Genomic DNA, 25,934 nt, shown 5'->3' with positions numbered 1-25,934 from the left:
TTCTTTTCCCCCTTAACTTATAGATCGTTTAAAAAACTTTTCCCATGCTTTGGTAATTGAACATTAAAGTTATCCGCAATCGTTGCTCCAATATCAGCAAATGTTTCACGAATTCCTAGATCTTTCGCTGCTGTTTGTCCTTTGTAATGCACAAGTAAAGGCACATATTCACGCGTATGATCGGTTCCTGGTTGTGTCGGATCATTTCCGTGGTCTGCTGTAATCATTAGCAGGTCATTCTCTCTTAGCTCAGCAAACACTTCTGTTAATTGACGGTCAAATTGCTCAAGCGCCATCCCATAACCGATTGGGTCACGACGATGGCCATAAAGCGCATCAAAATCAACCAAATTCAAGAAACTAATCCCCTTGAAATCTTTTTTCATCGTCCCAATTAACTTTTCCATGCCATCATCATTAGAAATGGTACGAATGGCTTCTGTGATTCCTTCACCGTCATAGATGTCTGAAATCTTTCCAATCGCAATCGAATCGAGACCACCATCTTTTAATTCATTCATCACGGTACGCTCAAATGGCTTTAACGCATAGTCATGACGATTCGCTGTTCGCATCCAATTACCAATTGATCCAAGGAATGGACGGGCAATGATGCGACCTACCATATATACTGGGTCAAGCGTTAACTCTCTTGCCATTTCACAAATTTTATATAATTCGTCAATCGGCACAATCTCTTCATGGGCTGCAATTTGCAAGACTGAATCTGCTGATGTGTAAACAATTAATGCACCTGTCTCTACATGATCTTGCGCCAATTCATCTAAAATTTCAGTTCCAGATGCGACTTTGTTTCCTATGATTTTACGGCCACTTAATCGCTCTAGTTCTTCAACAAGCTCACTAGGAAATCCTTGTGGGAAAACTTGAAAAGGCTCTTGTATATTAAGGCCCATAATCTCCCAATGTCCTGTCATCGTATCTTTCCCATTGGATGCTTCTTGCATTTTTGAATAATGGGCAAGAGGTTGAGTAACTTTTTCGACCCCTTTAATTTCCTTTATATGGCTCAATCCTAACTTTTCCAAATTAGGCATGTTAAGTCCATTCATTTTTTCAGCGATATGTCCAAGAGTGTTTGAACCTACATCTCCAAATTTTGCTGCATCAGGGGATTCACCAATCCCAACAGAGTCCATTACAATTAAAAAAATTCGATTAAATGATTTTTTATTCATAAAAATGCCTCCTTCACCTAACACTCCATATAGTATTGCCTATAAGTGGTGTTATTTGCTAATTGTATTAGATGTCAGAAGTCTGACCTCTATAATGTGCACGATTATGCCCTTGGATGAAACTGAGCATAAACGTCCTTCATTCTTGCTTTTGTCACATGGGTATATATTTGCGTTGTTGAAATATCAACATGTCCCAGCATTTCCTGAACGGCTCTTAAATCTGCCCCATTTTCTAATAAATGAGTGGCAAATGAATGTCTGAGCGTATGCGGTGTAAGTTCTTTTTCAATTTTTGCCTCTCGAGCAAGTTTTTTTATAATCTTCCAAAAACCTTGTCTAGATAGCGGTTTCCCGGTATGATTCACAAACAATACTTCATGGCGATTTTTCTTCAACATGTGAGATCTAGCATTCTCTATATAATGTTGAAGCGCTTTCGTTGCTTGCGATCCGAGTGGAATGATTCGCTCTTTGTTTCCTTTACCTACACAACGAACAAACCCCATCGATAAATGAGTATCAGACAATGTTAGATTGATAATTTCAGAAACGCGCATCCCTGTAGCGTAAAGCGTTTCAATCATTGCTTTGTTTCTTAGATCAAAAGGACTGTTTCCTGGTATTTCAAGGAATGTTTCGACCTCACCTAATGATAACACTTTTGGTAAGCGCTTTGAAGCCTTAGGAATGTTTAAGTGAACAGAAGGGTCTCCTGTGCTTCGTTTTTCTCGAAGAAGAAATTGATGAAGTGCACGAATCGAAGCAATTGTTCGAGCAATCGTTGCCTCAGCTCGTCCCTGTTCTTTTAAGAAATACAGATAATCCACAATATGATGACGTGTGACATCGGTAAACGATTGAACGGTTGCTACGTTGTCTATAAATTTCACATAACTTAATAGATCACGTCGATAGGACTGCACTGTGTTGTCTGCAAGCCCTCGTTCGATTTGGATATACTGTAGGAAGTCAACTACATCATTCTGCAACTTAGTCCTCCCTTTTGCAAAGCAAGGTATTACTTTATTCTCCGTATTGATAATAGAAAATAAGTCGATCGATCCATGTTACATCGACCTCATTTGACTCAATACCCATAACCTTGATTGCTTTTCCTTTTGGTTCATCATATCGATGATAACTTTCATATTCAGCACTCACCCATAGAATACCATAATAAAAGAGGAGTGTGCATCCCATAAATAAGAGAAAAACTTTTATACTTTGCAAAACAAGTAAAAACCATTGTTTCATCTCTTCACCCTCTTAACAAGTTTAAATGCCAATTACTAACAAGCTATGCCAAAAAGACAGTGGTTTATACCTTAATACGAAATAAAAGAGGAGCCCATCCACAATATGTGAACGGCACTCCTCTTATTCCTTAATTTCTTCTTTATCGTGGCATCTGTGACAAATTCCGTGAAATGTTAAACGGTGATCTTTAATCTTGAAATTCCAATCTCGCTCAACAATTTCCTCGACATCTCCTAATAGATCTTCTTGGATTTCATCTACTGCTCCGCACTCGATGCAAACTAAATGATGATGGAAGTGAGCTGCACCCTCTTGGCGTAGGTCGAACCTAGATACTCCATCTCCAAAGTTGATTTTATCGACGATTTTCAATTCAGCTAATAGTTCTAGTGTTCGATAGACCGTAGCTAGTCCAATCTCTGGTGCTTTGTCTTTAACAAGGAGGTATACGTCTTCTGCACTCAGATGATCTTCTTCATGCTCTAACAGCACTCGAACTGTCGCTTCACGTTGAGGTGTAAGCTTATAGCTTTGTGAATGCAGATGCTTTTTTATACGTTCTAGTCGTTTCTCCATTAGTTGTGTGTCCCTCCCGAGCCTTTTACCTCCTATCATTATAATCATCCCTAAAAAAAGTGTCAATCAATAATGATTATTAATTAAAAGACGAAAATGATTATTTAATTATAATAATTATTAAAAAGAATTTAACACTAGCTTCATTAGGACGGGTGAAACATAGGCTTCAATTGCCGACGCTAGGGCAAGTGATCCCCCTACACATAAAATCAAGGCTGAATACCTCACAAAGATTGGGAAAAAGGGAGTATTTGTTTTCTTTAGGAATTGGTGTCGGATCATTTTTAAGCAAAAAGAAACACTTGCCGTTCCGACAATAACAAATGCTGGAACTAAGATGAAGTTTTGCGGCATCACAGCGACGAAAGATAAAAAGAAACCTGGCATCCCCATCTGATTCACTAAAAACCCAACAGTAAAACCGACTACTACACCTTTTAGAAATAATAAAACGAGGATTACAGGTAAACCAATCACCGATAGACCAAGCAACCACATCAATCCGAAATATTTGGCGTAATGAGCAAAGCTTTGACTAAAAATATCCGAAGATTGAGCAACATTCCCATCTGATACTTGTCCGAAAAATTGTCCTAAATACATATATAGATCATTTTTTTGCGTTAAGTTCAAACTATTAACGACAATCGCACCAAAAATAATCCCAATTAAAAATAAAACAGAAATAAACAAGTAAATCGATCTATTCTCTTGCAGGTGCATCGTTATTTGGTCTCTCACCCCATATTTAAACATCATACGCCCTCCTCGTGTCTGCTCTTATTTCACTCTATGAGAGACTCCGCAAGTCTATGACAGTTGTCCAATCCAATTACTAGATTGAGTAAAATACCCCTTTTCTGTTTTACATTTTTCTAGTATAGTAGAAATTGAAGCAGCCCGAGATAACTATTCATACTTGTAACTCATCTATTTTTTTGATACATTTTGAAAACGCTTACAGAAAGAAGGTGTTTTATGACAACGAAGAAAAACAATTCCTACGGTTTTCATACATTAGCCGTTCATAAAGGGTATGAACCAGATGCTAAAACAGGTTCTCTCGCTCTCCCAATTCACCAAACATCCACCTTTGTCTTTCCAACAACAGAGATCGGCGGGAAACGATTTGCGGGTGAGGAAGAAGGGTATGTGTACTCAAGACTTGGGAATCCAACAGTTACAGCATTAGAAGAAAAAGTAGCTGCTTTAGAGAATGGGGAAAAAGCATTGGCCTTCGCCTCAGGGATGGCTGCTATTTCAGCTGTGCTTTTAGGCCTTATCCGTTCTGGTGATCACATACTGACATCACGGGGGTTATATGGCTGTACGTTTGGTTTCTTATCGATTTTAAAAGAAAAATTCAACGTGGAATTCACACTTTGTGACATGACTGATGAAGACAGTGTGACTCGTGCCATCCAACCAAACACAAAAGTCATCTATATTGAAACGCCAATGAACCCTACATTAGAAATGATTGACCTTGAAATGATAGCTCGAATCGGCAAAGAGCGGCATATCAAAACGGTTGTTGACAACACCTTTATGTCTCCTTATTTGCAACGCCCGCTTGAGTACGGCTGCGATGTTGTTGTCCATAGCGCAACCAAATACCTTGGCGGACATGGTGATCTGATAGCAGGTGTGGCAATCGGTACAAAAGAATTCTTAGATCACATCCATTTCACCACTCAAAAGGATATTGGAGGCATCCTTGCCCCAATGGACGCCTACTTATTGGTGCGAGGGATCAAGACACTCGGTGTGCGAATGGACCGTCACTGTGAGAATGCCCAAAAAGTAGCTGAATTTCTTGAAGCTCATCCTAAAACAACGAAAGTGATGTATCCAGGCTTACCGAGTTTTCCTCAACATGAGTTAGCGAAAAAACAAATGGACGGTTTTGGCGGTTTGATTAGCTTTGAAGTAGCGGATGGGTTAGAGGCTGGTATTCAGATGATGAATAAACTTAATCTACTAAAGCGAGCAGTTAGTCTTGGCGATGTCGATTCGCTCATTCAACACCCTGCTTCAATGACTCATTCTGTCGTCCCAGCAGAAGAACGAATAAAAATGGGCATTTCTGATGGACTCATTCGACTTTCTGTAGGCATTGAAAACGTTGAAGATATTATTGCTGATCTAGAACAAGCACTCAATTAATAAAAAAGACTTATTCCGAAGGTCAATGCATCTACGGAATAAGTCTTTTCTTTTATTTTTCACGATTCATTTGCTGCAGGCGTAAATACTGTATTGCATAGGCTGTTTTCGCATCATGAATTCGCTCGTCTTTCACCATCTCTTCTGCCTCTTCCAATGACACTTCAAGCACGTCCAAAAACTCATCCTCATCACAATTCATTTCTCCTGCTTCGAGGTCTGTTGCAACGTACAAATAAATGATTTCATCGGCAAAACCTGGAGAAGTATAGAACGAAATTAGGAATTCTAACTGTGATGCCACATAGCCCGTTTCTTCCGCCAGTTCACGTTTTGCACAATCGATAGGAGACTCCCCTTTATCCAATTTTCCAGCTGGAATCTCAATAATCGTTTTTTCCAATGCTTTACGAAATTGTCGAACAAGAATAAGCTTCCCTTCTTTTGTCACAGGAACAATGGCCACGGCCCCCGGATGTTTAACAATCTCGCGTGTACTGGTCTTTTTATTCGGCAACTCGACTTCATCTACTTGTAAGTCAATAATACGCCCTTTATAGATTGAGCTCGATTGAAGCGTCTTTTCATATAAGTGATCCATTACTTTCGCTCCCTTGTTCTTTTTATGGTCCGCTGCACATATGAGTGTACCATAATTAAGATCGAGGGGATGCTGCGGACATGAAGATTTATGTACACAATCAGGGTGTGATGTTATCAGGGAAGGCATGGGAAATTAAAGCTAAATTAAAGGAAGCTAAAAAGCAATACACGTATGTGAATCAATGGATTGCGACGGTTCACTCAGAGCCAAGATTAAAGCTCGTCCACACCGAACTAACAACAGATAAGAAAAATGAGGGGTCCTCTTGATACCCTCTCCCCATCGTTTTAATGACCACATCAGAAGCAGTCAATGCTTCTTCTGTTAATGGAGTCATTTGTTTTTCACATACCCACTGAATATCAGGCATCACTTTAGCCCACTCTAATTCCTTCAGCTGCTCTTTTATTCGTACTTTCCGATGACCCGTAAATACAGGTAGTGGTAGAAGGCTTTTGGCGAGGGAGAATTCTTTTAATGGTGTTAATGTATGGTGACTAATCCCAAAGTGTCTTGGTCTAGGGTCAGAAAAAGAAATTCTAGGAATCCAAACAGGTAGTCCTTTTAAAGAAGCAACGATATTGGACCAACTAGCTAAAGACATCCCTGTAAAACCGTAGTGAGTTCCTGTACCAACGACACCTGGTCCTACCGAAATCATTATGACGTCAGCATGTAAGTGATTATGTGCAAATTGTAGTGCCGTTTGGATCGTAATCGCCTCAAAGCTGCCCCCGAACGCTTGGCCGACCGTAATTGTCATAAATGATTTCTTTTTCATTAATTGTCGCATCATTGTACTGACCGCAAGTGGAAGAGCTGCTTGATCATCAATGATGACGCAGACACGGGCGTTTCCCTTCAAAATTTGGGTTGTAGCGTATACGAGCGGAATCATACTATGTAACTCACCAAGTAAGACAGGCTTGCCCGCTAAAGAAAAAGGTTGCTCGAACAGGGAATGATAAGGGCTTTCTTGCGCCTCAATGGCAAGAACTTGATGTTGGTATGGTGTGTATCGCAACTTTAGAATATGACCGTCCTGACGCGTTAACTCTTTAGAGACATAACGACCTGTTTGCTCTACACTCTTGACAAAGTCGTACCCTCCAGTTCCTAAGTGAAGATTCGTCGCTGTGACGTTGACGACAATATCATCACCAGGCTTTACAGCATGCATGATTGTTTTATAGAGAATGGCTTTCTTAGCGCCGATGGGTGTTTCAACGATCTGAACAGAATCATCTTCATAAATAATCGACTGAACTTGTGTGAATTCTTCCGCAAACACCCATCCCACCTCCTAGCTTTTTTTCTTACTCACTAGTATTGGGCTCCTCACACCTGATTATCCATTGTTTAACACATTAAAAAAGCCGAGCTCATGAAAGACATTCATAAGCTCGACTTCTTTAAAATAATGGAACAACATGCTCTTCTAAATCGGAATACGTAACCTCACCCAACAACACTTGTTCAATGATACCTTCTCTGTTAATAACAAACGTTGTAGGTAACCCTCTTAGCCCGTAACGATCATAAACCTCCCCGTTCTCATCAAAGAACACTGGCAACGTTAAATTCATTTCTTCAATAAAAGCTGGTGCGTCATTTAATGTTCGTTCTGTTTTTTGAGCATTGACTGTCACAACTTCTAAACCTTCTGATTGATAATCTTCTTGCAATTCCATTAAAGCAGGCATCTCATCCCGGCAAGGTTCACACCAAGAAGCCCAAAAATTCAAGACAATGACTTGTCCTTCGTACTCAGCAAATTCTCTTTCTCCCTTTTCATGAGTAGGCAAGGTAAAATTTTCTGCGACCATGCCCACCTCATTCCCAACTTCACGCTTACCAGTCGTAAAGATTGTTACTATGATTAATAGAAGAGCAACTCCTATAACCATTATCGTTCGCTGTTGCTTCATTTGCTCACGTCCATTTCAAAAGCATTACTGTTCACATTCCCATTATAGAAAGGTTAACGACTGCAAGCAAGGATCAAATACAGAAACAATTCATTCCCCTCTGAAAGACTCTTTTCTAAATAGTGAAAGTTTGCTAGAATAGAGCAGTTATCTCATACACAACATCGAAAAAAAGAAGGAGCCTCATTATGTCATTAATTGAAGCAATTATTTTTGGGATTGTGCAAGGGATTACTGAATTCCTACCCATCTCAAGTACAGCACATATTGTTATTACTCAAATGTTACTCGGCTACTCTTTCCCTGGATTCGGCTTTGAAATTTTCTTGCACTTAGCATCTATTTTAGCTGTTATCATCTATTTCAGAAAAGATTTAGTAGAAGTGATAACTGGTTTTTTCTCTTACTTTGGCAATCGTTCAAAAGAAAATCGCGTACAATTCCTGTTCGCGCTCTACATCGTCGTTGCAACAGGCATTACTGGAGTACTAGGCTTCTTGCTCGAGGGTTCAGTTGGCACGTTTCTAAAAACACCGCCCTTCATAGCGATCGCTTTGACTGTAACTGGACTATTTTTAATTATCATTGAACGCTTTTTCAAGTTAGGGAATCGTACAGAAAAAGATATGACTTTTCTTGATTCAATTATCGTGGGTCTTGGTCAAACATTAGCCGTTATTCCTGGCATTTCAAGATCAGGCGCTACATTAATCACAGCCTTGTTTGCCGGACTTAATAAAGAGACAGCTGTTCGATATTCATTTTTGCTATCGATCCCAGTCATCTTAGGCTCAACAATGCTTGCCATTGGAGATTTTACCGACGGCTCACTCGTAGCAGAGACAGGCGTACTTGCTTTAGTCGTGTCATTTATCGCAACTTTCATCTTCTCTTGGATAGGTATTGTCTGGTTAATTGAATTCTTAAAGAAAAGTAAGTTAATCTATTTCGCTATTTATTGCTTTGCTGCTGCTATTTTTATTTTCTTCTACTTTGATGCTAGCTTTGTTATTGATGTCGAGTAGTCGAAGTTGTTGATTTCCACTAAGAAATAAAACGAGTACGCACAATATTGTGCGTACTCGTTTTGCTTCATTAAACAGTTTCTAGCGCTTCCCCAATTGGTGTGTCGCCATTTAAAATTTCAAATGTCTTTTCATGCGTATTTTTGCGATCAATGACATCAATTAATACTTTAGCTACATCTGCTCTTGTTATCGTAGTGTTACGGTTTTGTATTTCTTCTTCAAGTTTAATTTTTCCAAGTGATTCTTCGTCTGTTAGTGAGCCAGGTCGAACAATGGTGTATTTAAGATCTGTTTGTTTCAAATAATCGTCCGCAACTTTTTTGGCGACTAAATAATGACGGATCTTTTCACTCTTATCAGGGTCTGATGTCCCCATTGAACTCAGCATGATAAAGCGTTCAACGCCATGCTTTTTAGCGGCATCTATAACCTTCATCGCTCCCCACATGTCGATAAGGATCGTCTTATCTGCGCCTGTGTTTCCTCCTGACCCCGCTGCGAAAATCACAGCATCAACATCTTCGAATGCTTGTTCAAAGTCCTTTTCCAGATCAGCGACAACCACTCTGTCAGCTCCCGCTTCTTTTAACGATTCTGCTTGACTCTCATCACGAATCATCGCTATTCCTTTGTGATTTGATTCTTTAAGCTCTCCAATAACTTGTTTTCCGACATTTCCGTTTGCTCCAACAACTAAAACATTCATTTCCAACACTCCTTTTATTTGCTCTTATTATTCTTTTCCCTATTCTTTTTCACTTTAAACGAAAAAAGCGAAACCAAATCGGTTCCGCTAAATTGTTGAATGAGATGAATGAGAAAACGAATGAAGAGAATGAACAAGTTCTTCTTTGTCTAGCCCAATACCTATCAAGATGATAATTAACTCATCTTCGCTAGCTGCCGCTGATAATTGTAGCTGTTTAGAGGCGTATTGAAACGAATATTTTTTGGGGCTTTCCGTAAGAGTGATATTTCCTTTTGCCCTAATGATTTGTTGGTCATGTTGCTTTAACCACTTTTCAAATTTGATGCGGTCAATTTTCTCAATCCCATCTATACGGATTGCTTGAAAAGTATGGTGATGGTGATGGTGGTGCTCCTTTTCGATGTGAGCCGACTCGTTAAGAGTAACTTTATTCCAATCGACACGCTCTAAAAATAACTCCCCTACATCCACTTGACCGTTTATCGCTTCTAAAATAGGAATTTCCTCACGTTTAATGGAATGAAGCTTTTTGTACAATTTAGCTAATTCACGCTCGCTCACTAAGTCCATCTTATTTAAAATAAGTAAGCTGCTACTCGTTACTTGTTGCCCTAATAGTTCGCGAACTTCTTTAGAACTTTGGAACCGACTTTGATATTCTAAATATTTACTCGCATCAATTAGACTAATTACTGATTGGAGTTGCACTTTTTCTACTAGATTCGGATGAGTAAGTGCCTCTACAATTTCTTCTGGGTTAGCAATTCCTGTCCCTTCAATAAATAAAATATCACCACCAGAGTTTTCTTGCTCAAAGAAACGTTCTAACTCACTTCTCATATCTTCTTGAATCGTACAACATATGCAGCCATTTAACATTTCAACCATATCAACATCTTCAAACAAATGACGCTCAACATTGACTTCTCCTAATTCATTCATCACTATGACTGGACGTAACCCCTCCTCTTTAGCTGTTTGAATCATACGCCTGAGAACGGTCGTCTTGCCGCTTCCTAAAAAACCAGTTAAGACATAAGCAGGAATTGGATTATTCATCAGATCACCTCAATTGCTTTTCTATAAAAATAGCATAGAACAAACACACAATCAAATCAATATCATTCCGATTTACTCGTTAAACAAAAGAGTATAAGGGCACCCTTATACTCTTGGACTAATTTTACGCGCTCATATTCTTTTTCTGGAATCGCTCTTTTCGTTTTTTCATAGCTTTCGTAATATATCCGCCTTTAAAGTTTCGCGGTTCAAATGAGACGATAAAAGCACTCGGCTCATAAGCATTAACAATATCAACAAACTCGGGCTCACGATCTCTTCGTGCAGTACAATCTAATCTAAAACGAGAGGAGTTCATCCCTTCGACCTCAGCTGTTGAAACACTAAACCCAACTTCACGTAAACGGTTTGTCAAATCTTCATTCCGCTGCATAATGTTTACTTCGATCGTTACGAACCCAATCGCCAACTTTTGTTCAATAATGGCGCCAATATAAAGACCTACTCCAAAACCTAATGCATAAGAAGCCATGTTAAGGTAGTTAGATAAGTCACTGAACACAAGTCCGAGCGCTCCAACATAAATGACACCCTCTAAAACACCTAAAGCCGCAGCCTTCTCCTTCATCCCCTTAACCATCGTAATCGTTCTTAAAGTTAAGACTGGAACAAATAATAATTGGGCTACAAAAATAATTAAAGCCTGAACCATGATCAATCACCATCCTTTATATAAATCCAAGAAGCAACTTCCGTAGTTTAACAGGAATGATGTGATGAATCTACTACTTTTTTATTCTTTTTTTTGTCAATTTTTAATCATGTTAAACTTATATTTCAGGCCCCTCACATAAACACTTCTATGGTAAACTATCAAAGAATATTTCATAGATTACTACTTTTATACATAAAACATAACTAGCACAGTTAAGGAGTCGATTGGTATTTTAAAATTACTTAAATTCATCACATCCTTTGGAAAAGACATGATTGGCTTTGTCTTACTCCTTTTGTTTTTAATATTGTTCTTTAACATTGAATCATTTAAAAATGATCAAGCAGGTTTTGGTGTACCGGATACATGGTTAACCGTAAATACGATCTTCCTCAGCATTGTTATTGAAGCCGTCCCATTTATTCTATTAGGGGTATTCGTTTCAGCGCTTATACAAATTTATGTGAAGGAAGAATGGATTCATCGTTTTTTACCGAAGAACGCCTATGCCGCTCTTTTACCCGCTGCTTTTTTAGGCGCGATTTTTCCAATTTGCGAATGTGCGATTGTACCTATTGTTAGACGACTTATAAAAAAAGGCATGCCACTGCATGTAGGCGTCGTATTTTTAGTCGGAGCTCCTATTTTAAATCCCGTAGTGGCCGCGTCAACTTACTTTGCTTTTCGCAACGACCTCACTGTATTATATGCGCGTATGGGACTTGCCTTTATATTAGCAATCATCATTGGTGGGGTCTTGTATACTATTTTTAAGAATAGTGATCAATTAAAAATAACAAAAGATGAGCTAGTAGGAGTTCAACCCATTGCCATTCAAACGCCTACACGAAAGATGAACCGTTTGAAGCAAACATTTTATCATGCCGCAGATGAATTTTTCTTAATGGGAAAATACCTAATACTTGGTGCATTTATTGCGTCCTTGTTCCAAACGTTCTTAGATCGCGACATCTTACTTACAATTGGAAGTAATGAATGGTCATCTACTGCTGTGATGATGGCATTTGCTTTCTTGCTTTCATTATGTTCAGAAGCAGACGCATTTGTGGCCTCATCATTTGGAAACACATTTACAACTGGCTCTCTAATTGCCTTCTTAGTGTACGGACCTATGTTAGACTTAAAGAATACAATTATGCTCTTTGCTTTCTTCAAAGCGCGATTTGTTATCATCTTTATGATTGTGGTGACAATATCAGTATTTACGGCTGTGATGGCCTTTCAATTGTTCGTATTATAAAATAAGTATTTGGAGGTATGAATTTTGAAAAAAGAAACAGATTTAGGGTTTCATGCATACATTCGAGGGATTATTCTTATAGGGTTTGCCTTACTTATGTTGGCTTTCATTATTACAGGTAATATTCGATATTATATCGCAGTCAATATGATGCCATTTATTTATTTTGCAACAGCTGTCTTTCTTTTACTTGGTGTCATTCAGATTATTAGAAGCACATCTAAAGGACAGGAGGAAGAGCAGCTGTGCGACTGCGGGACCGATCATAATATGGAAGGATCGGCAGTAACAAAACTCATTATCTACTCTATCTTTATTGCACCGATTGTTCTTGGGTTTGTCCTACCTGATAAACTACTTGATAGTAATGTCGCAGCAAATCGTGGCATTCAATACGGATCAGGAATCTTAACAAAACCAACAAATGCACCAGACCCAACGACAGAAAGTTCGACGTCTCGTGCTGAAGCCTATTTAAACGACCCTGACGGTTACATGGATTCTATTGATTCAGCAGACAATGAATATGAAGATTTTAATGTAGAAGAGTTTTACACAGAGGAAGGGTTTAATTCATACTATGATGAATTAGCACAAGAACTTCTTCAAACAGATCGAATTTCTGTAACAGAAGAAAATTATTTAGATGTGATGACTGTGCTAGATCTCCATCTTGATCGTTTTCTTGGCCATCAAATTGAGATGGTCGGTTTCGTTTATAGAGAACCGGAGTTTGCTGATGATCAACTCGTTGTTGCGAGGTTCGGTATGACGTGCTGTGTGGCTGATGCCTCTGTGTACGGAACAATGATTGAGTATGACAAAGCTTCTACGTATGAAAATGATACATGGGTAAGAGTAGAAGGAACCATTTCCAAAACTAGCTACAATGATTTCCACATTCCACTGCTCCAACAAGCAACAATCACAGTGGTTCCAGAACCTGAAACACCTTATGTATTTCCAAGCTTCGGATTTTAACACCGTAAGAAAGACCCGTCTATGATGAATAGATCGGGTCTTTCTTTGTGCTTACATCTTTACTGTATGATCTTGTTCCTCTTTCTCTGTTAACGCCCTCCAACCTTCAATTGCCAAGAACACACAAAGGATGAACAGGATAAATGCTGAACCAAACAATAACCAATTACTCGCCACATAGTTGTTGTACATGAGTACGAGCAGTGCAGCTACTGTGACAAAGAACATAAAGAACATCGGAATAATTACATAGAATGTTCTCGCTCCTGTCTTCTTTAACCAAACCGTGACAGCGAGCAAGGCGAGAGCGCCAAGCATCTGGTTGGCTGAACCGAAGAGTGGCCATACTTGCGACCACGTTCCCGATAAAGCAAGTGCTGCCGCTCCAACAAGACCTGTTGCTGTAGCAAGGTGTGAATTTTGAAATGCTTTTGGGGCACGATCTTCTGTAATTTCTTGAACGGCATAACGCAGCAACCTGGTAGCTGAATCAAGAGTTGTTAATAAGAAGGCCGATGCGGTTAAAGCTGCAAATGTGACTGCCGTCGTCTCTGGAATTCCCCAGAACGACATGAAATAACCAATGCCAGCTGCGAATGTTCCGATCGGGCCTCCCAATGCTTCCATTCGTGCAGCAAAGTCTGCTTGAGTTAAATAAGCAACAGAACCAATCGCAATAATCGCTAAAAATGCTTCAAGTAGCATCCCACCATAAGCAATAAACTTCCCATTCTTCTCATTATCTAATTGCTTAGCAGTTGTTCCCGAAGAAACGAGGGAATGAAACCCTGAAATCGCACCACAGGCAATTGTAATAAATAGAATTGGGAATAAAAATCCCATCGTTTCATGACGGAACCCTGTGTAGGCTGGAAGTTGAATCGTCGGTGAAGCGATGACAATTCCAACAACCGCTCCAAGGATCAATCCATAAAGCAAAAACGAATTTAAGTAATCTCGTGGCTGTAATAGCAACCATACTGGCATAACTGATGCAACATACGCGTAGCCTAATAAAATAAGAGACCAAGTTGTTGCACTGAGATGAATTGGGAATTGAATTCCTACCCAAATCGACAATAACATCGCAAGTACACCGAACACACTTGCAATGGCTAGATTGATGCGAAGTTGATTCACGAAAAAACCAAAAATAATAGCAACCCCGAGAAAAAGTACAGATGCTGTAGCTGCTTCAGGTACAGCTACAAAAGTATTTGCTACAAGAATCATAAATACACCGACTACTAAAATTAACGTAGCGATTGAAAACGTTAGAAATAATAATTGACCACGACCACCCATATACTCTTTAATCACCGTACCAATCGATTTTGCCTTATGACGAATCGATGCTTGAAGAGATGTGTAATCATGAACCCCACCAATAAAAATACTACCAATAATAATCCAAATCACAGCAGGTAACCAACCGAATGCAACAGCTGTGATCGGTCCTGTGATCGGTCCACCACCAGCAATCGTCGCAAAATGATGTCCTAATAAGACTGGTTTCTTAGCCGGTACGTACTCTACACCATCATTCATTTCGACAGCTGGAGTCACCCGATTAGGATCTATTTTTAGTTCTTTTTCTAAAAATCTTCCGTAAAACCGATAGGCAAGAAGTAAAATAACACCTGAAAATAACATTAACGTCAAAAAGTTCATGACTTAGCCTCCCTCTTTAATAAAGCATCTTCAAACCCCTTGATAAACTCTCTCCCCTTGTTATTGATATGTACTTTTTTCTCTGTCAAATCTACAATAGCGATGTAACGGTCCGCCCAGCCATGCAATCCGAACTTCATAAATTGGATTCGCCGCGCTCGCCTCACTTCCCTTAGTACTTGCTTGTCTACTTGATGATTCGTCACAATCACCCCGACAAAATAGCTCGACATATGCTCTCTTTTTTCAGGAACGAATTCTTTAATATGAACATCGATTTCTGTAGCAAACTTAGTGATGTCCTCCTTTGTTAGTGAAGAGCTTTTTTTCTTCACAAACGCATATTGTTGATTCTCAACACTCCATACTTTGATTGTTTTTGTCATTAAATATTTTTCATCTCGCCGCTGAAATTCTGCATAAAACTCAAGATCCGTCGCTCCAAGCTTCTCCTGCCTGTACACATTAAATTGCATCGTATACTGATTCGCCATTTCATTAATAAACTTTGACATCTCGACTTCATTCACTTGACCACCCCAATTACTTAAGTTCCCAATTATTGAAATTTTCTAATTTTTCTAGCGATTATTTATTATTATACAAAAATAAAAGAATAATACAAGACAAACTTTGATATTTGTTTTCTTAACTATAAAAACCTCGAGCGCTTTTGCTCGAGGTTTCTCTTATTAAAGTTTATTTTTCACTTCTTCTAATGTCGGCAAGGCCGTCATTGCCCCACGTGTCGACGCCGCAAGCGAGCCCGACACAGATGCGAAGCGAACAATTTCTTCCCACCGTTCTAATGAGATCTCTTGATAATTCGTCTCTAATTCGCTTAATTGATATAAAATACCTGAAACAAACGCATCTCCCGCTCCTGTTGTGTCAACTGTCCTTACTTTTCTCGCTGGAACATGGACGGTTTTTCCATCAACATGAATATAACTACCTTCGCTGCCATAGGTAACAAGCAATACCGGGATATTATACACTGCTAATTGCTCAAGTCCTTTTTCAAGGCTTGTTTCGCCTGTTAAGAAGGTTAGTTCCTCGTCTGAGATCTTCACGACATCTGAAGTAGATAGCATGGATAAGATGGTTTCTTTCGCTTGTTCTTTTGACGGCCATAAACCGAGACGTAGATTCGGGTCATATGAAACTAATACATCGTTTTGTTTGGCTAAATTAACTGCTTCAATTGTTGCACTCTTACTTGGTTCACTAATCATTGATATTGAACCGAAATGTAAAATGTTATGCTCTTTAAATAGATCTTCACTAATGTTCGTAGGAGCTAAAAATCGATCTGCACTTGGATCGATATAGAAGCTGAAATGACGTTCCCCGTTATTATCCAATGTGACGAAAACTACACCTGTTCTCGCTTCATCCGTAAGGTACATATGATCGACACACACATTATGACTAGATAATGTCTCTTTCATAAACTCACCTAGTACGTCTTGTCCAACCTTCCCCACAAAAGTCGACTTAGCTCCTAATTTTGCAACGGCTACCGCCACATTGGCAGGAGCTCCACCTGGACTCTTTTGATAAGTCGTATTGTCCTCATCTAATGGGATAAAGTCTATTAGCGCTTCACCTAATGAAATAATTCCTTTCATTGTTACACCTCATCTGTTTTCTTTTTTTCAATTCGTTGGATATGTAATGTTAAATAAACAAGCTCAGAAGCCGGCAAATCTTGTTGTAGCCTCTCTTTTACATGTTGCGCAAGCTTTTCGGCTGTTTTATAAGAAGCTGCATACTTTTGCTCGACTAGTTGATGCATATCAGGATCGACATCTTGAAATGGTTCTTTTTCCACAACCCGCTTCAATGCAAAGTTAAGGTGAGTCATTAATCGTTGATATGATATCGATTCTTCTTCAACTTTTACATGAAGTGTCTGTTCGATAATCGAGATGAGTTCATGTAGAATAACGGTCGTATTCATTACTTCATTCATTGTTGAAGCATTCATTTTCGCTGTGTGAATATGGAGAGCGAGATGTCCTGCTTCATCTTCAGGAAGTTCGATCCCTGTTTTTTTTGAAATATAGTCAATTGCCCATAATCCAATTTCAAACTCGGTTGAATAGAGCGCTTTAATCTCTTGCAATAATTTATTATGCAGGCTAAAGCCTTGTTTAATCCGTTCGATCGCAAAGGATACATGATCAGCCAGCGCCACATGAACATGTTCATTTAAATTGGTTTGTAATCGCCTTTCAGCATGCGTAATAATTTCTTCCGCTAACGCAATATGTTCCTCAGGTAACATATTGGTGATTTGAGTAAATTTTTCGTATTCACTTTGATCTTGCATCACAAAGACTTTTTCTATTTTTTCTGGATTAATCACATCATTCTTACGTTTCCCGAAAGCAAGACCCGAACCCATGACAATAATTTCCTCAAGACCTTCTTTAACAACGACGACGTTATTATTTAGCACTTTATTAATTTTCATCACTTTGCTCCTAGCTCTATATTCCTTTTTAATATTGTATCGAAGTTAAAGTGAAAGTAAAAGTGTCATGTCTGTTTAGGTAATCAAAAATCTTTGCATAAATACGAAACGGAGAAAAAAAGAGGTGAAGTCACTGAATGACTTCACCTCTTTTGTATTAGCCCTTCATTTTTAACGTAAGTAAAGGAGTCTCTCCTGCCACAACATCTGTTGCTGGCTCTTTTTGGACACTATCTAAGTCATCTTGGTTTGTAATTACCATTGGAGTAATAATGCTTGCTGCTTTTTCTTTAACAAGTTCTAGGTCAAAGTCTACTAGAGCATCTCCAACTTTGACTTTGTCGCCTTCTTTTACATGTGTAGTAAAACCTTCACCCTTCATGTTAACCGTTTCCAGGCCAATATGAAGAAGAACTTCAGCGCCACCAGTTGTTTTGATCCCAATAGCATGCTTCGTTGGAAACACTTGCATGATCTCACCAGCTACAGGGGCAACCACCTTACCACTTGTTGGTTCAATCGCAATCCCGTCTCCCATCATTTTTTCAGCAAATGTTGGATCGGGTACTTCTTCAATCGCAACTAGTCTTCCTGTCATTGGTGCATGCACAATTTCCTGAGTTGGTTGAATTGGCGAAGCTTCTTTCTTATCAAGTCCGAATAATTTTTTTAACATCTTCAAAACACCTCTTTAATTATTTTATGACAATGAACGGTACATAATTCAAGGGACAGAAAAAAGACCTAAAAAAACGACACAAAGATAGCCAGTCATCCCCATTCGTCTCTAAAGGTCTTGCCTGATCGAGTCAGTTACAATCCTGCCATATTCTTTTCGCTTCCATATTCTAATATGAACGCCTGGCCTTGTCAATTCATACATCTTATTGGGGTGGCTTGCTTGTACTATTCCCTTGTAGGAGCATTCTCAAACAAAAAAACTTGGCTGAATCGACGTACATTGTCCAAGACTCCTATTACCTTAAAGAATAAGAAGAGACATGATATAAGCCCAACCACATTACCCACCTTGTCATAGTATGTATGGAACAGCAAAGAAAGGGGTTGACAACTATGGGTTACTCTTATCAAAATGGATTCACACTGATCGTCGTATTGTTCATCTTATTAGTCATTGTCGGTTCCGCGTACGTCTAATAATTCAGTAAGAATTTCCCCTCCAAATGATGAACGCAACAAACCCCACTAGGTTTCCTCTAGAGGGGTTCGTTGTTTTTTCTTTACTTAATTCAATGTGACATCACGCATGTAATACAAGCTACTCGGATGGATCGTGAATCCTTCAACGTTGTCACGAATTCCCGCTAAATGTTCTACATGATATAAAGGAACAAGAGGTGCTTCTTCCACAATTATTTCTTGTGCTTCTTTGTAATATTGTAGACGTTTTTCTTCGTCCCCTTCTTGGCGACCAAGTGTTAGCAATTCGTCAACTTGTTCATTTTCATAAAATGTTCGGTTACCAACGATTCCAAAATTCGATGAGTGGAACATCGGGAATAAACCATAATCAGCATCTCCCGTTACCGTTCCCCAAGCACCAATCATTAGCTCATGATCACCATTGTTTAAACTTTCACGATGAGCTGCATTTTCCATCGCTACAATATTTGCTTCGATACCAATTTGAGCCAATTGACCTTGTAAGTATTCGGCTACATCGACACGAATACGCGCATCGTCAATCCAAATGGATGTTTCAAACCCATCTTCATACCCTGCTTCAGCTAATAATTCTTGCGCTTGTTCAAGGTTGTAAGGGTGACCTGTTACTTCATCACTGTAACCGTAAACCGGCGGTGCAAGTGGACCTTCTGCTATAAGAGCAGCCCCATCTAAAATGCCATCAATAATTTGTTCTTTATCAACAGCCATTGAGATCGCTTGACGCACACGTTCATCCGTAAATGGCTCTTTTTGTGTATTAAATCCTAGGTACGCTAAACTTGCACTGTCTTGACGTGCCACTTTCATGCCTTCTGTTTGCTCAACACGTGTGACATCACTTGGGTTTAAGTGACCAATGATTTGAGCGGTGTTTGTTTCTAATTCCCCAACTCGAACTAGGTCCTCAGGAACAACTTTGAATGTGATCGAATCGACTTTGGCTTGTTCTCCCCAATAATCTTCATTTTTTACGACTTTAACAAAAGTACCATGTTCACGGCTATCAAATTTAAAATAACCAGACCCTACAGGATGTTCATTAATGACACTTCCTGGCTCATTTCCAGCTTCCATTGCCTCGTAATCTTCTGAAATCGCCTCACCACTAATGACATGTCCGCCTGGGTGTGCAAAATGAATAGGTAATGGCGCAAACGGAAATTCTGTTTCAATATGAACAGTTAGCTCATCAATCACTTCGACATTTGAGATCATATCAAATAAAAATGAAACAGGTGCTGCCACTTCGGGATCAAGGATGCGATCCACATTTGCTTTTATCACTTCTGCCGTTAAGCTTGAGTCATCATGGAATGTGACATTTTCACGTAATTTCACTTCCCAAACGGTATCTTCAATCTGCTCAAAACTCTCAGCTAGACCCATATGCAAATTCATCTCTTCATCTGTGTAAACAAGCGTATCATAGATTGTACGACCAACATTTAACGTTTGATGTTCATTTGCTAAATGTGGATCTAAGGTTTGAGGTGCAGCTTGTGCATCAATCACGATGTCAGTAGGTACCTTTTCTACAACTTGTTCGTTATCTGCTTGATTGTCTTCATTATCCCCACACGCGATAAGTACCCCACTTATCATTACGAGTAGTACCCATACTAAGTATTTACGATTAACTTTCATTATGACTCCCCACTTTCTTCTCTCTAATCTCTCTTATATATATCTCCATTATACTCAGCTTCTATTTAATTACAAGTAAAAAGGTAGGAATACTCAAATTCAGATGTTGTTGAATATTTAAATTTTTCAGACAAAAAACAGCCTTTGTTAGACTGTTTTTTATCTTCTTACGTCATTAAAGTTGCATCATAACCTTTTTGACGTAATTCATTTCTAAATTTTTCAGCGTTATCTCTTTGAGTAAAGGCCCCAGCCTGTACTTTATTTAAGTCTCCATCCGTCAAGACAAATGCTTCGTAGCCATCTCTTCTTAACTGCTCTATCACTCGTTCGGCGTTTCCCCGTACTTTAAACGCTCCAACTTGCACCCTATAAATAGTTTGAGCAGGCGGAGGTGGTGAGACTACTTTTTTTCGAAGATTAAATATACGCGCTATACCTTCGACGTGTCCTCGTGCGATACTTTCCAAAAAATCCACACGACGTAACCTATTTGCATCTGCTACATTATCTATAAATAAACTTTCAGTTAAAATTGCTGGCATAGACGTATTTCGTAACACGGCGAAATTTGCATTTTTTTTACCACGATTAACAGCCTTTATTTGATTTAAAACCTCCGAATGAAGAATGGATTGATTTTGAACAGTCCTTGATGATCGTGAAGGATGGATAAATGATTCAAATCCTGTTCCTCCTCCTGCATTTACATGGATACTAATAAAGTAATCTGCTCTCCACACGTTAGCTAATCTTGTCCGTTCTGACAATTCCACAAATACGTCTGTATCTCGACTCATTCGAACTTCTACCCCGTCATACTCTTCAAGCATAATATCGCGAATTCGACGTGCGATCATTAATACTATATTTTTCTCCTGAAGTCCGTTTCCTATTGCACCAGGATCCCGTCCCCCATGACCAGGGTCGAGAAATATTTTTGCCATGTTTAACACCCCATTCATTTTTTAAAAATATTCTTACACTTTCACATTACGCATTTTCATAAGACTTGCCCCTCCAATTGTCATGTTATTACGTTTTTCTCAGTCCCCATATTTAACTTGCAAATAGATAACATGAATGAATTCATCACCACATTGATCATTATTCGCTTTTTCTAAATAAACTCTTCCAAAATGAAGAGTTTTCGTCTATACTTACCCCTATACACAAACAATTTAATACATTAACTCGTATAATAGTGAGGATATGGCTCACAAGTTTCTACCAAGCTACCGTAAATGGCTTGACTATGAGTGATGTTTGACATCCGTCTCGAAAATGCTGGCACATCTTGTGTCTTATTTATGCATTATTTTTGAACCCGAATGTCAAGGTATCACTTGTCGTCATGCAGGTACCTTGATATTCGGGTTTTTTGTTTATTCACTGGAGGGCTAGCAAATGGAGAAGTTAAAGCAGGCAATTTTAAAAAGAGGCAAGGTCTTATCAGATGACGTATTAAAAGTTGATACATTCTTAAATCATCAGATTGACCCTGTATTAATGGCTGAAGTCGGGAAAGAATTCGCACGACGTTTTAAAGAAGACGGCATTACCAAAGTGTTAACGATTGAATCTTCAGGCATTGCCCCTAGTTTTATGGCAGCGACCGATCTAGCCGTTCCACTTATTTTCGCTAGAAAGAAAAAATCATTAACGTTAACGGAGAATCTTCTCGTTAGTCAGGTTTATTCCTTCACAAAGCAAGAGACTAATGACATTACGGTCTCAAAAGACTTCATTCAACCAGGTGATCGTGTATTGATCATTGATGATTTCTTAGCGAATGGACAAGCAGCCTTTGGTTTAATCGATATCGTCGAACAAGCAGGCGCACACGTTTGTGGACTCGGCATTGTCATTGAAAAGTCGTTTCAAGATGGTCGCACAAAATTAGCGCAAGCCGGTTACCGCATTGAATCATTAGCAAGAGTAAATTCTCTAACAAACGGCAAGGTCACCTTTGTCGAAGACTTAGTTTCTGTTCAACAATAAGGAGGGCTAACACGATGTCAACGAACGCCATACATTATCCATTATATAAAAAAGAAGATACCGACGCGTTTTTCGCTCTCTTTCAAAATAATCTAGCAAACTTCGTTATTATTGCAGTGACCATGCTCGGTATGGGCTTTCCTGCAAGCATCGTTTTCGGAAAAGTGATTCCTGGAGCAGCCGTTGCTGTAATGGTTGGGAATCTGTATTACGCATATATGGCCAAACGCCTTGCAGTAAAAGAAAACAGAACAGATGTGACAGCCTTATCATACGGAATTAGTACACCGGTCATGTTTGTTTTTCTATTCGGTGTTTTAGCACCTGCGAATGCGTTAACCGGGAATCCTGAACTTGCTTGGAAAATTGCTGTTGCCGCTGCTTTTTTAAGTGGTTTGGTTGAGGCTTTAGTAAGTTTATCTGGAAATTGGGTTCGCGATCGTCTTCCGCGTGCTGCTATGCTTGGTGCTCTTGCTGGGGTTGCATTAACGTTCATTGCAGGGGAAATGCTCTTTAATACGTTTTCCATCCCTGTTGTTGGCCTTGTCTCATTAGCGATTATTTTAGTCGGCGTCGTAGGAAAGATCGCTATGCCATTCAAGATTCCTGCTTCTTTATTTGCGGTAGTGATCGGTACAGCTTTGGCCTTCGCACTCGGTTATCAATCACCTACAAGCATTTCTGAAGGAATTGCAAACATAGGCTTTTATCCGATTCTACCATCACTTGCTGCCTTTGAAGGCATGACCTATTTATTTGGAGCGTTAATAGGTCTACTCGCAGTCTTAGTACCTATTACGTTATATAATGCGATTGAGACGATGAATAATGTCGACGCCATGGCAGCTGCTGGGGATTCGTATGATGTCAGAGAGTGTCAAGCTGTAGATGGTGCTGGAACTATGATTGGTGCGATCTTTGGGGGATTATTTCCGACGACAGTCTACATTGCTACTGTTGGCTCTAAGCAAATGGGTGCAGGTCGGGGATACAGCATTTTAAATGCAATAGTATTTGGTGTTGCAGCGGTTACAGGTCTGATTGCCGGCTTGGCTGCGATTATTCCACTAGCAGCAATTGCTCCAATTCTAGTTTTTGTTGGTCTTTCTATGGTTACGACAGCCTTTACGTCAAACGAAAAAAAATACTACCCGGCTGTTGCTTTAGCCATGCTTCCATACTTCGCAAATTATGTGATGACTCGATTTAACAATGGGGCTGGAGAGGTCGTTGCTGGTATTTCAGAAGGGATTGTCCCACTTGGTCAAGGGGCCATGTTTACAGCGATCTTACTCGGTGCGATGACAGTTGCAATTATTGATAAGAACTTTAAAGAAGCAACGATCTTCTCACTCATTGCTGCTTTCTTATCGTATGTAGGCTTTATGCACGCTCCTGCCCTATCGATTAATGCTGCACCTGATTATGCGCTTGGATATGTGTTAGTGGCAGCTTTCTTCATCTATTGCGGATTTAAACAAGCAACAGTTACGACCGTCGCTTCGACTAGTCAGACAAAAAGTCGACGACAAATCGCTTCATAGAAAAAAGGCGGATCCAGTTAAAACGGATTCGCCTTTTTCATGTTATTTTTTCTCTTGTTCAAGCTCTGCTAGCTTAGCTAGTAAGATATGCTGTGGCATATGCATGATTTGCTCAATTGGTACATTTAATGACTTAGACAGTTTTTGGGCGGTTTCTGCTGAAATTTGTAAAGGTTTCATCGTATCAATCACTCCTTACAAACAGTGTAGCGGATTGGCGTTTCTTCTGGCAATAGCTAACTTTCCTTTTTAACCATTCACAATAGCTCCTCCGTTGACATGTAACATTTGTCCACTTACATACGAAGAATCCTCTGAAGCTAAGTAAACATAGGAAGGGGCTAATTCTTCCGGTTGTCCCGCTCGCTTCATTGGTACACTCTTCCCAAACGATGCAACATGCTCTTTATCAAAACTTGCTGGGATAAGTGGCGTCCAAATTGGCCCAGGAGCTACACCATTCACTCGAATACCTCTCTTAAGAATCGATTCAGAGAGCGAACGGGTAAATGCAACAATCGCCCCTTTTGTTGCAGAATAATCGATGAGTTGATCATTGCCTTGATATGCGGTAATGGAAGCTGTATTTATAATGCTTGCCCCCGATTTCATATGTGGTAGGGCCGCTTTCGTTACATAAAAGAAAGAGAAAATATTCGTTTTAAATGTTCGCTCTAATTGCTCTGCACTAATCGACTCAATCGATGGTTGCGGATGTTGTTCGGCAGCATTATTTACGAGTACATCTAGTTGATTATAGGTGTCCATTGTCTTTTTTATGAGCTGCTGGCATACACTCTCATCGCCAATATCTCCTGTGAATAATAAACAACGTCGCCCTTCATTCTCCACTAGTTCCTTGGTTTTTGTCGCATCTTCATGCTCGTCTAAATAAGACACAACAAGGTCCGCCCCTTCACGAGCAAACGCGATCGCAACAGCTCGTCCGATTCCACTATCTCCACCGGTAATAAGAGCTACTTTTCCTTCTAACTTACCACTACCTTTATAACTCGGTCGATCAAATACCGGTTTTGGGTCCATTTCCTCCTCGAAGCCAGGTTGTCTCTCTTGATGTTGTGCCGGTTGACCTGATGGATACGATTTATTACTCATGTTGAACACTCCTTTTGATTTAGCTTTTCTTAAAATGAAAAAAAGATAACCAAATGTTTTATTTAACTTTCATAAATCATTTTCCGTGTCATGCCACCATCAATCGTTACATTTTCACCTGTAATAAAGGAATTTTCAGGGTTCGTTAAAAACAAACAAGCTCTAGCAATATCATCTGGCTTTCCTACTCGTTTAGAGAAATGTTGCTGATGATCCACCTCACGCAAGTCCTCTCTTGACCCCGTATGAATCCAACCTGGACTGATTGCATTGACTACAATTCCATCTTCTTGCAAACTCGCTGCAAACGCATGTGTGAGAGATAGGATTCCACCTTTTGATGCCGCGTACGCTTCAGAATGTGGTTCTGACATTCGTGCACGAGTAGAGGAAATATTGACAACCGCACCTCCGCCATTTTTCTTCATGATTTTCGCTGCTTCCTTCGTGCAAATAAACACACTTCGTACATTCGTATTCATAATCTCATCCCACTCATTAACCGACAACTCATACGGAGAACAAAATCTTGAAACCCCAGCATTATTAATGAGTACATCGATCCGATCAAATTGATAATCGACATGACGGATCATTTCAACAATTTGTTCTTCACTTTTCACATCACACCGTACCGGGTAAATCTTTCCTCCTTGCTCTTTTTCTACTTCGCTTTTTAGCATTTGAACCGATTCAAAGTCAATATCTGCCGCGACCACCGTCATCTTATTTTTTGCGTAGGCTTTAGCCACTTCTTTTCCTATTCCGTTACCTGCACCTGTTACGATAACGACTTGTTTATCCATTGATCCCACTCCAATCTTCAACAACATGTACAATA

At 39.5% G+C, this 25,934-nt stretch carries 29 protein-coding genes and 1 riboswitch; of the genes, 8 read left to right on the top strand and 21 right to left on the bottom strand.

Annotated elements, in window-relative coordinates; genetic code table 11:
- Positions 1-17 precede the first annotated feature (17 nt).
- The 5 genes from deoB to spoIIM all read right to left on the bottom strand — a co-directional run bounded on the left by deoB (position 18) and on the right by spoIIM (position 3,794).
- A complete protein-coding gene (gene deoB / locus CDZ88_RS05485) occupies positions 18-1,199 on the bottom strand; it encodes a phosphopentomutase (protein ID WP_100372581.1) in 1,182 nt (393 codons plus the stop codon).
- Between the two features lie 104 nt (positions 1,200-1,303).
- A complete protein-coding gene (gene xerD, locus CDZ88_RS05480) occupies positions 1,304-2,191 on the bottom strand; it encodes a site-specific tyrosine recombinase XerD (RefSeq protein ID WP_100372580.1) in 888 nt (295 codons plus the stop codon).
- Positions 2,192-2,225: 34 nt separating this feature from the next.
- Positions 2,226-2,456, bottom strand: coding sequence for a YqzK family protein (locus tag CDZ88_RS05475; RefSeq protein WP_100372579.1), 231 nt, complete (start codon positions 2,454-2,456; stop codon positions 2,226-2,228).
- Positions 2,457-2,579: 123 nt separating this feature from the next.
- Entirely contained in the window at positions 2,580-3,035 is a 456-nt protein-coding gene (fur, locus tag CDZ88_RS05470; protein ID WP_100372578.1) for a ferric iron uptake transcriptional regulator, read from the bottom strand.
- 120 nt (positions 3,036-3,155) lie between these two features.
- Complete coding sequence (gene spoIIM / locus CDZ88_RS05465) at positions 3,156-3,794, bottom strand: stage II sporulation protein M (RefSeq protein ID WP_198507822.1); 639 nt, start codon at positions 3,792-3,794, stop codon at positions 3,156-3,158.
- A gap of 222 nt (positions 3,795-4,016) precedes the next feature.
- Here spoIIM and megL point away from each other — a divergent pair, with 222 nt between their 5' ends.
- Positions 4,017-5,204 (top strand): methionine gamma-lyase, encoded by a 1,188-nt coding sequence (gene megL / locus CDZ88_RS05460; RefSeq protein WP_100372576.1) that lies wholly within the window; start codon positions 4,017-4,019, stop codon positions 5,202-5,204.
- Between the two features lie 52 nt (positions 5,205-5,256).
- Here the strand turns inward: megL and CDZ88_RS05455 are convergent, their stop codons facing one another.
- Entirely contained in the window at positions 5,257-5,805 is a 549-nt protein-coding gene (locus tag CDZ88_RS05455; RefSeq protein ID WP_100372575.1) for an NUDIX domain-containing protein, read from the bottom strand.
- An 80-nt stretch (positions 5,806-5,885) separates the two neighbouring features.
- Between CDZ88_RS05455 and mciZ the strand changes: the two genes are divergently transcribed.
- On the top strand, positions 5,886-6,077 hold the full coding sequence (gene mciZ, locus CDZ88_RS17805; protein WP_100372574.1) for a Z-ring formation inhibitor MciZ: 192 nt from the start codon (positions 5,886-5,888) through the stop codon (positions 6,075-6,077).
- Here mciZ and CDZ88_RS05445 read toward each other — a convergent pair.
- Together CDZ88_RS05445 and CDZ88_RS05440 are read right to left on the bottom strand one after the other, a co-directional pair.
- On the bottom strand, positions 6,005-7,099 hold the full coding sequence (locus CDZ88_RS05445) for a DUF3866 family protein (protein WP_100372573.1): 1,095 nt from the start codon (positions 7,097-7,099) through the stop codon (positions 6,005-6,007). The genes mciZ and CDZ88_RS05445 overlap by 73 nt on opposite strands.
- Positions 7,100-7,220: 121 nt before the next feature.
- A complete protein-coding gene (locus CDZ88_RS05440; RefSeq protein ID WP_100372572.1) occupies positions 7,221-7,736 on the bottom strand; it encodes a TlpA disulfide reductase family protein in 516 nt (171 codons plus the stop codon).
- A gap of 188 nt (positions 7,737-7,924) precedes the next feature.
- On the opposite strand from CDZ88_RS05440, the gene CDZ88_RS05435 reads away from it, so the two are divergent.
- Positions 7,925-8,761 (top strand): undecaprenyl-diphosphate phosphatase, encoded by an 837-nt coding sequence (locus tag CDZ88_RS05435; protein WP_100372571.1) that lies wholly within the window; start codon positions 7,925-7,927, stop codon positions 8,759-8,761.
- Positions 8,762-8,831: 70 nt separating this feature from the next.
- Here CDZ88_RS05435 and CDZ88_RS05430 read toward each other — a convergent pair whose 3' ends face one another.
- From CDZ88_RS05430 to CDZ88_RS05420, 3 genes are all read right to left on the bottom strand, one after another.
- On the bottom strand, positions 8,832-9,470 hold the full coding sequence (locus CDZ88_RS05430) for an SDR family oxidoreductase (protein WP_100372570.1): 639 nt from the start codon (positions 9,468-9,470) through the stop codon (positions 8,832-8,834).
- 87 nt (positions 9,471-9,557) lie between these two features.
- Complete coding sequence (locus tag CDZ88_RS05425; protein ID WP_100372569.1) at positions 9,558-10,532, bottom strand: CobW family GTP-binding protein; 975 nt, start codon at positions 10,530-10,532, stop codon at positions 9,558-9,560.
- A 124-nt stretch (positions 10,533-10,656) separates the two neighbouring features.
- Entirely contained in the window at positions 10,657-11,205 is a 549-nt protein-coding gene (locus CDZ88_RS05420) for a DUF2179 domain-containing protein (RefSeq protein ID WP_100372568.1), read from the bottom strand.
- A 274-nt stretch (positions 11,206-11,479) separates the two neighbouring features.
- On the opposite strand from CDZ88_RS05420, the gene CDZ88_RS05415 reads away from it, so the two are divergent.
- On the top strand, positions 11,480-12,469 hold the full coding sequence (locus CDZ88_RS05415; RefSeq protein ID WP_100372567.1) for a permease: 990 nt from the start codon (positions 11,480-11,482) through the stop codon (positions 12,467-12,469).
- Between the two features lie 24 nt (positions 12,470-12,493).
- Entirely contained in the window at positions 12,494-13,450 is a 957-nt protein-coding gene (locus CDZ88_RS05410; RefSeq protein WP_100372566.1) for a TIGR03943 family putative permease subunit, read from the top strand.
- A 51-nt stretch (positions 13,451-13,501) separates the two neighbouring features.
- Here the strand turns inward: CDZ88_RS05410 and CDZ88_RS05405 are convergent, their stop codons facing one another.
- The 5 genes from CDZ88_RS05405 to CDZ88_RS05385 all read right to left on the bottom strand — a co-directional run bounded on the left by CDZ88_RS05405 (position 13,502) and on the right by CDZ88_RS05385 (position 18,276).
- Positions 13,502-15,121, bottom strand: coding sequence for a carbon starvation CstA family protein (locus tag CDZ88_RS05405; RefSeq protein ID WP_100372565.1), 1,620 nt, complete (start codon positions 15,119-15,121; stop codon positions 13,502-13,504).
- Positions 15,118-15,651: a DUF8052 family protein gene (locus CDZ88_RS05400; RefSeq protein ID WP_232718573.1), complete on the bottom strand. Its 534-nt coding sequence runs from the start codon at positions 15,649-15,651 to the stop codon at positions 15,118-15,120. The genes CDZ88_RS05405 and CDZ88_RS05400 overlap by 4 nt, the downstream gene beginning before the upstream one ends.
- A 162-nt stretch (positions 15,652-15,813) precedes the next feature.
- On the bottom strand, positions 15,814-16,752 hold the full coding sequence (locus tag CDZ88_RS05395; RefSeq protein WP_100372564.1) for an aminoimidazole riboside kinase: 939 nt from the start codon (positions 16,750-16,752) through the stop codon (positions 15,814-15,816).
- Between the two features lie 2 nt (positions 16,753-16,754).
- Positions 16,755-17,600 carry a BglG family transcription antiterminator LicT gene (licT, locus tag CDZ88_RS05390; RefSeq protein ID WP_100372563.1) on the bottom strand — a complete coding sequence of 282 codons (846 nt, stop codon included), beginning with the start codon at positions 17,598-17,600 and terminating at the stop codon, positions 16,755-16,757.
- A gap of 157 nt (positions 17,601-17,757) precedes the next feature.
- Positions 17,758-18,276, bottom strand: a complete 519-nt coding sequence (locus CDZ88_RS05385; protein ID WP_100372562.1) for a PTS sugar transporter subunit IIA — start codon at positions 18,274-18,276, stop codon at positions 17,758-17,760.
- A gap of 398 nt (positions 18,277-18,674) precedes the next feature.
- Here CDZ88_RS05385 and CDZ88_RS05380 point away from each other — a divergent pair, with 398 nt between their 5' ends.
- Entirely contained in the window at positions 18,675-18,758 is an 84-nt protein-coding gene (locus CDZ88_RS05380; RefSeq protein ID WP_100372561.1) for a YjcZ family sporulation protein, read from the top strand.
- A gap of 87 nt (positions 18,759-18,845) precedes the next feature.
- Here the strand turns inward: CDZ88_RS05380 and CDZ88_RS05375 are convergent, their stop codons facing one another.
- Positions 18,846-20,432 (bottom strand): glutathione ABC transporter substrate-binding protein, encoded by a 1,587-nt coding sequence (locus CDZ88_RS05375; RefSeq protein ID WP_100372560.1) that lies wholly within the window; start codon positions 20,430-20,432, stop codon positions 18,846-18,848.
- Between the two features lie 167 nt (positions 20,433-20,599).
- Positions 20,600-21,379 (bottom strand): N-acetylmuramoyl-L-alanine amidase, encoded by a 780-nt coding sequence (locus CDZ88_RS05370; protein WP_100372559.1) that lies wholly within the window; start codon positions 21,377-21,379, stop codon positions 20,600-20,602.
- Positions 21,380-21,606: 227 nt separating this feature from the next.
- A riboswitch (purine riboswitch) is annotated at positions 21,607-21,708 on the top strand.
- 131 nt (positions 21,709-21,839) lie between these two features.
- Here CDZ88_RS05370 and CDZ88_RS05365 point away from each other — a divergent pair.
- Both CDZ88_RS05365 and CDZ88_RS05360 read left to right on the top strand, forming a co-directional pair.
- Positions 21,840-22,433 (top strand): xanthine phosphoribosyltransferase, encoded by a 594-nt coding sequence (locus CDZ88_RS05365; RefSeq protein WP_100372558.1) that lies wholly within the window; start codon positions 21,840-21,842, stop codon positions 22,431-22,433.
- A gap of 14 nt (positions 22,434-22,447) precedes the next feature.
- Positions 22,448-23,977 carry a uracil permease gene (locus tag CDZ88_RS05360; protein WP_100372557.1) on the top strand — a complete coding sequence of 510 codons (1,530 nt, stop codon included), beginning with the start codon at positions 22,448-22,450 and terminating at the stop codon, positions 23,975-23,977.
- A 42-nt stretch (positions 23,978-24,019) separates the two neighbouring features.
- On the opposite strand, the gene CDZ88_RS05355 is transcribed toward CDZ88_RS05360, so the two are convergent.
- From CDZ88_RS05355 to CDZ88_RS05345, 3 genes are all read right to left on the bottom strand, one after another.
- Entirely contained in the window at positions 24,020-24,157 is a 138-nt protein-coding gene (locus tag CDZ88_RS05355) for a YycC family protein (RefSeq protein ID WP_100372556.1), read from the bottom strand.
- A 69-nt stretch (positions 24,158-24,226) separates the two neighbouring features.
- On the bottom strand, positions 24,227-25,093 hold the full coding sequence (locus tag CDZ88_RS05350; RefSeq protein WP_100372555.1) for an SDR family oxidoreductase: 867 nt from the start codon (positions 25,091-25,093) through the stop codon (positions 24,227-24,229).
- Between the two features lie 62 nt (positions 25,094-25,155).
- Positions 25,156-25,899, bottom strand: a complete 744-nt coding sequence (locus CDZ88_RS05345; protein WP_100372554.1) for an SDR family NAD(P)-dependent oxidoreductase — start codon at positions 25,897-25,899, stop codon at positions 25,156-25,158.
- Positions 25,900-25,934: the final 35 nt, after the last annotated feature.

The organism is Bacillus sp. FJAT-45037 (assembly GCF_002797325.1).
Lineage (GTDB): Bacteria > Bacillota > Bacilli > Bacillales > Bacillaceae_D > Alkalihalophilus.
Note: the sequence above shows the minus strand (reverse complement) of the source record. Positions and strands in the feature narration are given on the sequence as shown.

What these genes read in the sequence shown, in the direction of transcription:
- CDZ88_RS05425 (WP_100372569.1), bottom strand. Translation starts at nt 10,532, where the DNA reads ATGAATAATCCAATTCCTGCTTATGTCTTAACTGGTTTTTTAGGAAGC.
- CDZ88_RS05360 (WP_100372557.1), top strand. Translation starts at nt 22,448, where the DNA reads ATGTCAACGAACGCCATACATTATCCATTATATAAAAAAGAAGATACC.
- licT (WP_100372563.1), bottom strand. Translation starts at nt 17,600, where the DNA reads ATGAAAATTAATAAAGTGCTAAATAATAACGTCGTCGTTGTTAAAGAA.
- CDZ88_RS05430 (WP_100372570.1), bottom strand. Translation starts at nt 9,470, where the DNA reads ATGAATGTTTTAGTTGTTGGAGCAAACGGAAATGTCGGAAAACAAGTT.
- CDZ88_RS05440 (WP_100372572.1), bottom strand. Translation starts at nt 7,736, where the DNA reads ATGAAGCAACAGCGAACGATAATGGTTATAGGAGTTGCTCTTCTATTA.
- deoB (WP_100372581.1), bottom strand. Translation starts at nt 1,199, where the DNA reads ATGAATAAAAAATCATTTAATCGAATTTTTTTAATTGTAATGGACTCT.
- CDZ88_RS05345 (WP_100372554.1), bottom strand. Translation starts at nt 25,899, where the DNA reads ATGGATAAACAAGTCGTTATCGTAACAGGTGCAGGTAACGGAATAGGA.
- CDZ88_RS05405 (WP_100372565.1), bottom strand. Translation starts at nt 15,121, where the DNA reads ATGAACTTTTTGACGTTAATGTTATTTTCAGGTGTTATTTTACTTCTT.
- CDZ88_RS05435 (WP_100372571.1), top strand. Translation starts at nt 7,925, where the DNA reads ATGTCATTAATTGAAGCAATTATTTTTGGGATTGTGCAAGGGATTACT.
- CDZ88_RS05350 (WP_100372555.1), bottom strand. Translation starts at nt 25,093, where the DNA reads ATGAGTAATAAATCGTATCCATCAGGTCAACCGGCACAACATCAAGAG.
- CDZ88_RS05375 (WP_100372560.1), bottom strand. Translation starts at nt 20,432, where the DNA reads ATGAAAGTTAATCGTAAATACTTAGTATGGGTACTACTCGTAATGATA.
- CDZ88_RS05380 (WP_100372561.1), top strand. Translation starts at nt 18,675, where the DNA reads ATGGGTTACTCTTATCAAAATGGATTCACACTGATCGTCGTATTGTTC.
- CDZ88_RS05420 (WP_100372568.1), bottom strand. Translation starts at nt 11,205, where the DNA reads ATGGTTCAGGCTTTAATTATTTTTGTAGCCCAATTATTATTTGTTCCA.
- CDZ88_RS05370 (WP_100372559.1), bottom strand. Translation starts at nt 21,379, where the DNA reads ATGGCAAAAATATTTCTCGACCCTGGTCATGGGGGACGGGATCCTGGT.
- fur (WP_100372578.1), bottom strand. Translation starts at nt 3,035, where the DNA reads ATGGAGAAACGACTAGAACGTATAAAAAAGCATCTGCATTCACAAAGC.
- mciZ (WP_100372574.1), top strand. Translation starts at nt 5,886, where the DNA reads ATGAAGATTTATGTACACAATCAGGGTGTGATGTTATCAGGGAAGGCA.
- CDZ88_RS05355 (WP_100372556.1), bottom strand. Translation starts at nt 24,157, where the DNA reads ATGAAACCTTTACAAATTTCAGCAGAAACCGCCCAAAAACTGTCTAAG.
- megL (WP_100372576.1), top strand. Translation starts at nt 4,017, where the DNA reads ATGACAACGAAGAAAAACAATTCCTACGGTTTTCATACATTAGCCGTT.
- CDZ88_RS05455 (WP_100372575.1), bottom strand. Translation starts at nt 5,805, where the DNA reads ATGGATCACTTATATGAAAAGACGCTTCAATCGAGCTCAATCTATAAA.
- CDZ88_RS05415 (WP_100372567.1), top strand. Translation starts at nt 11,480, where the DNA reads ATGATTGGCTTTGTCTTACTCCTTTTGTTTTTAATATTGTTCTTTAAC.
- CDZ88_RS05365 (WP_100372558.1), top strand. Translation starts at nt 21,840, where the DNA reads ATGGAGAAGTTAAAGCAGGCAATTTTAAAAAGAGGCAAGGTCTTATCA.
- CDZ88_RS05395 (WP_100372564.1), bottom strand. Translation starts at nt 16,752, where the DNA reads ATGAAAGGAATTATTTCATTAGGTGAAGCGCTAATAGACTTTATCCCA.
- CDZ88_RS05385 (WP_100372562.1), bottom strand. Translation starts at nt 18,276, where the DNA reads ATGTTAAAAAAATTATTCGGACTTGATAAGAAAGAAGCTTCGCCAATT.
- CDZ88_RS05475 (WP_100372579.1), bottom strand. Translation starts at nt 2,456, where the DNA reads ATGAAACAATGGTTTTTACTTGTTTTGCAAAGTATAAAAGTTTTTCTC.
- spoIIM (WP_198507822.1), bottom strand. Translation starts at nt 3,794, where the DNA reads ATGTTTAAATATGGGGTGAGAGACCAAATAACGATGCACCTGCAAGAG.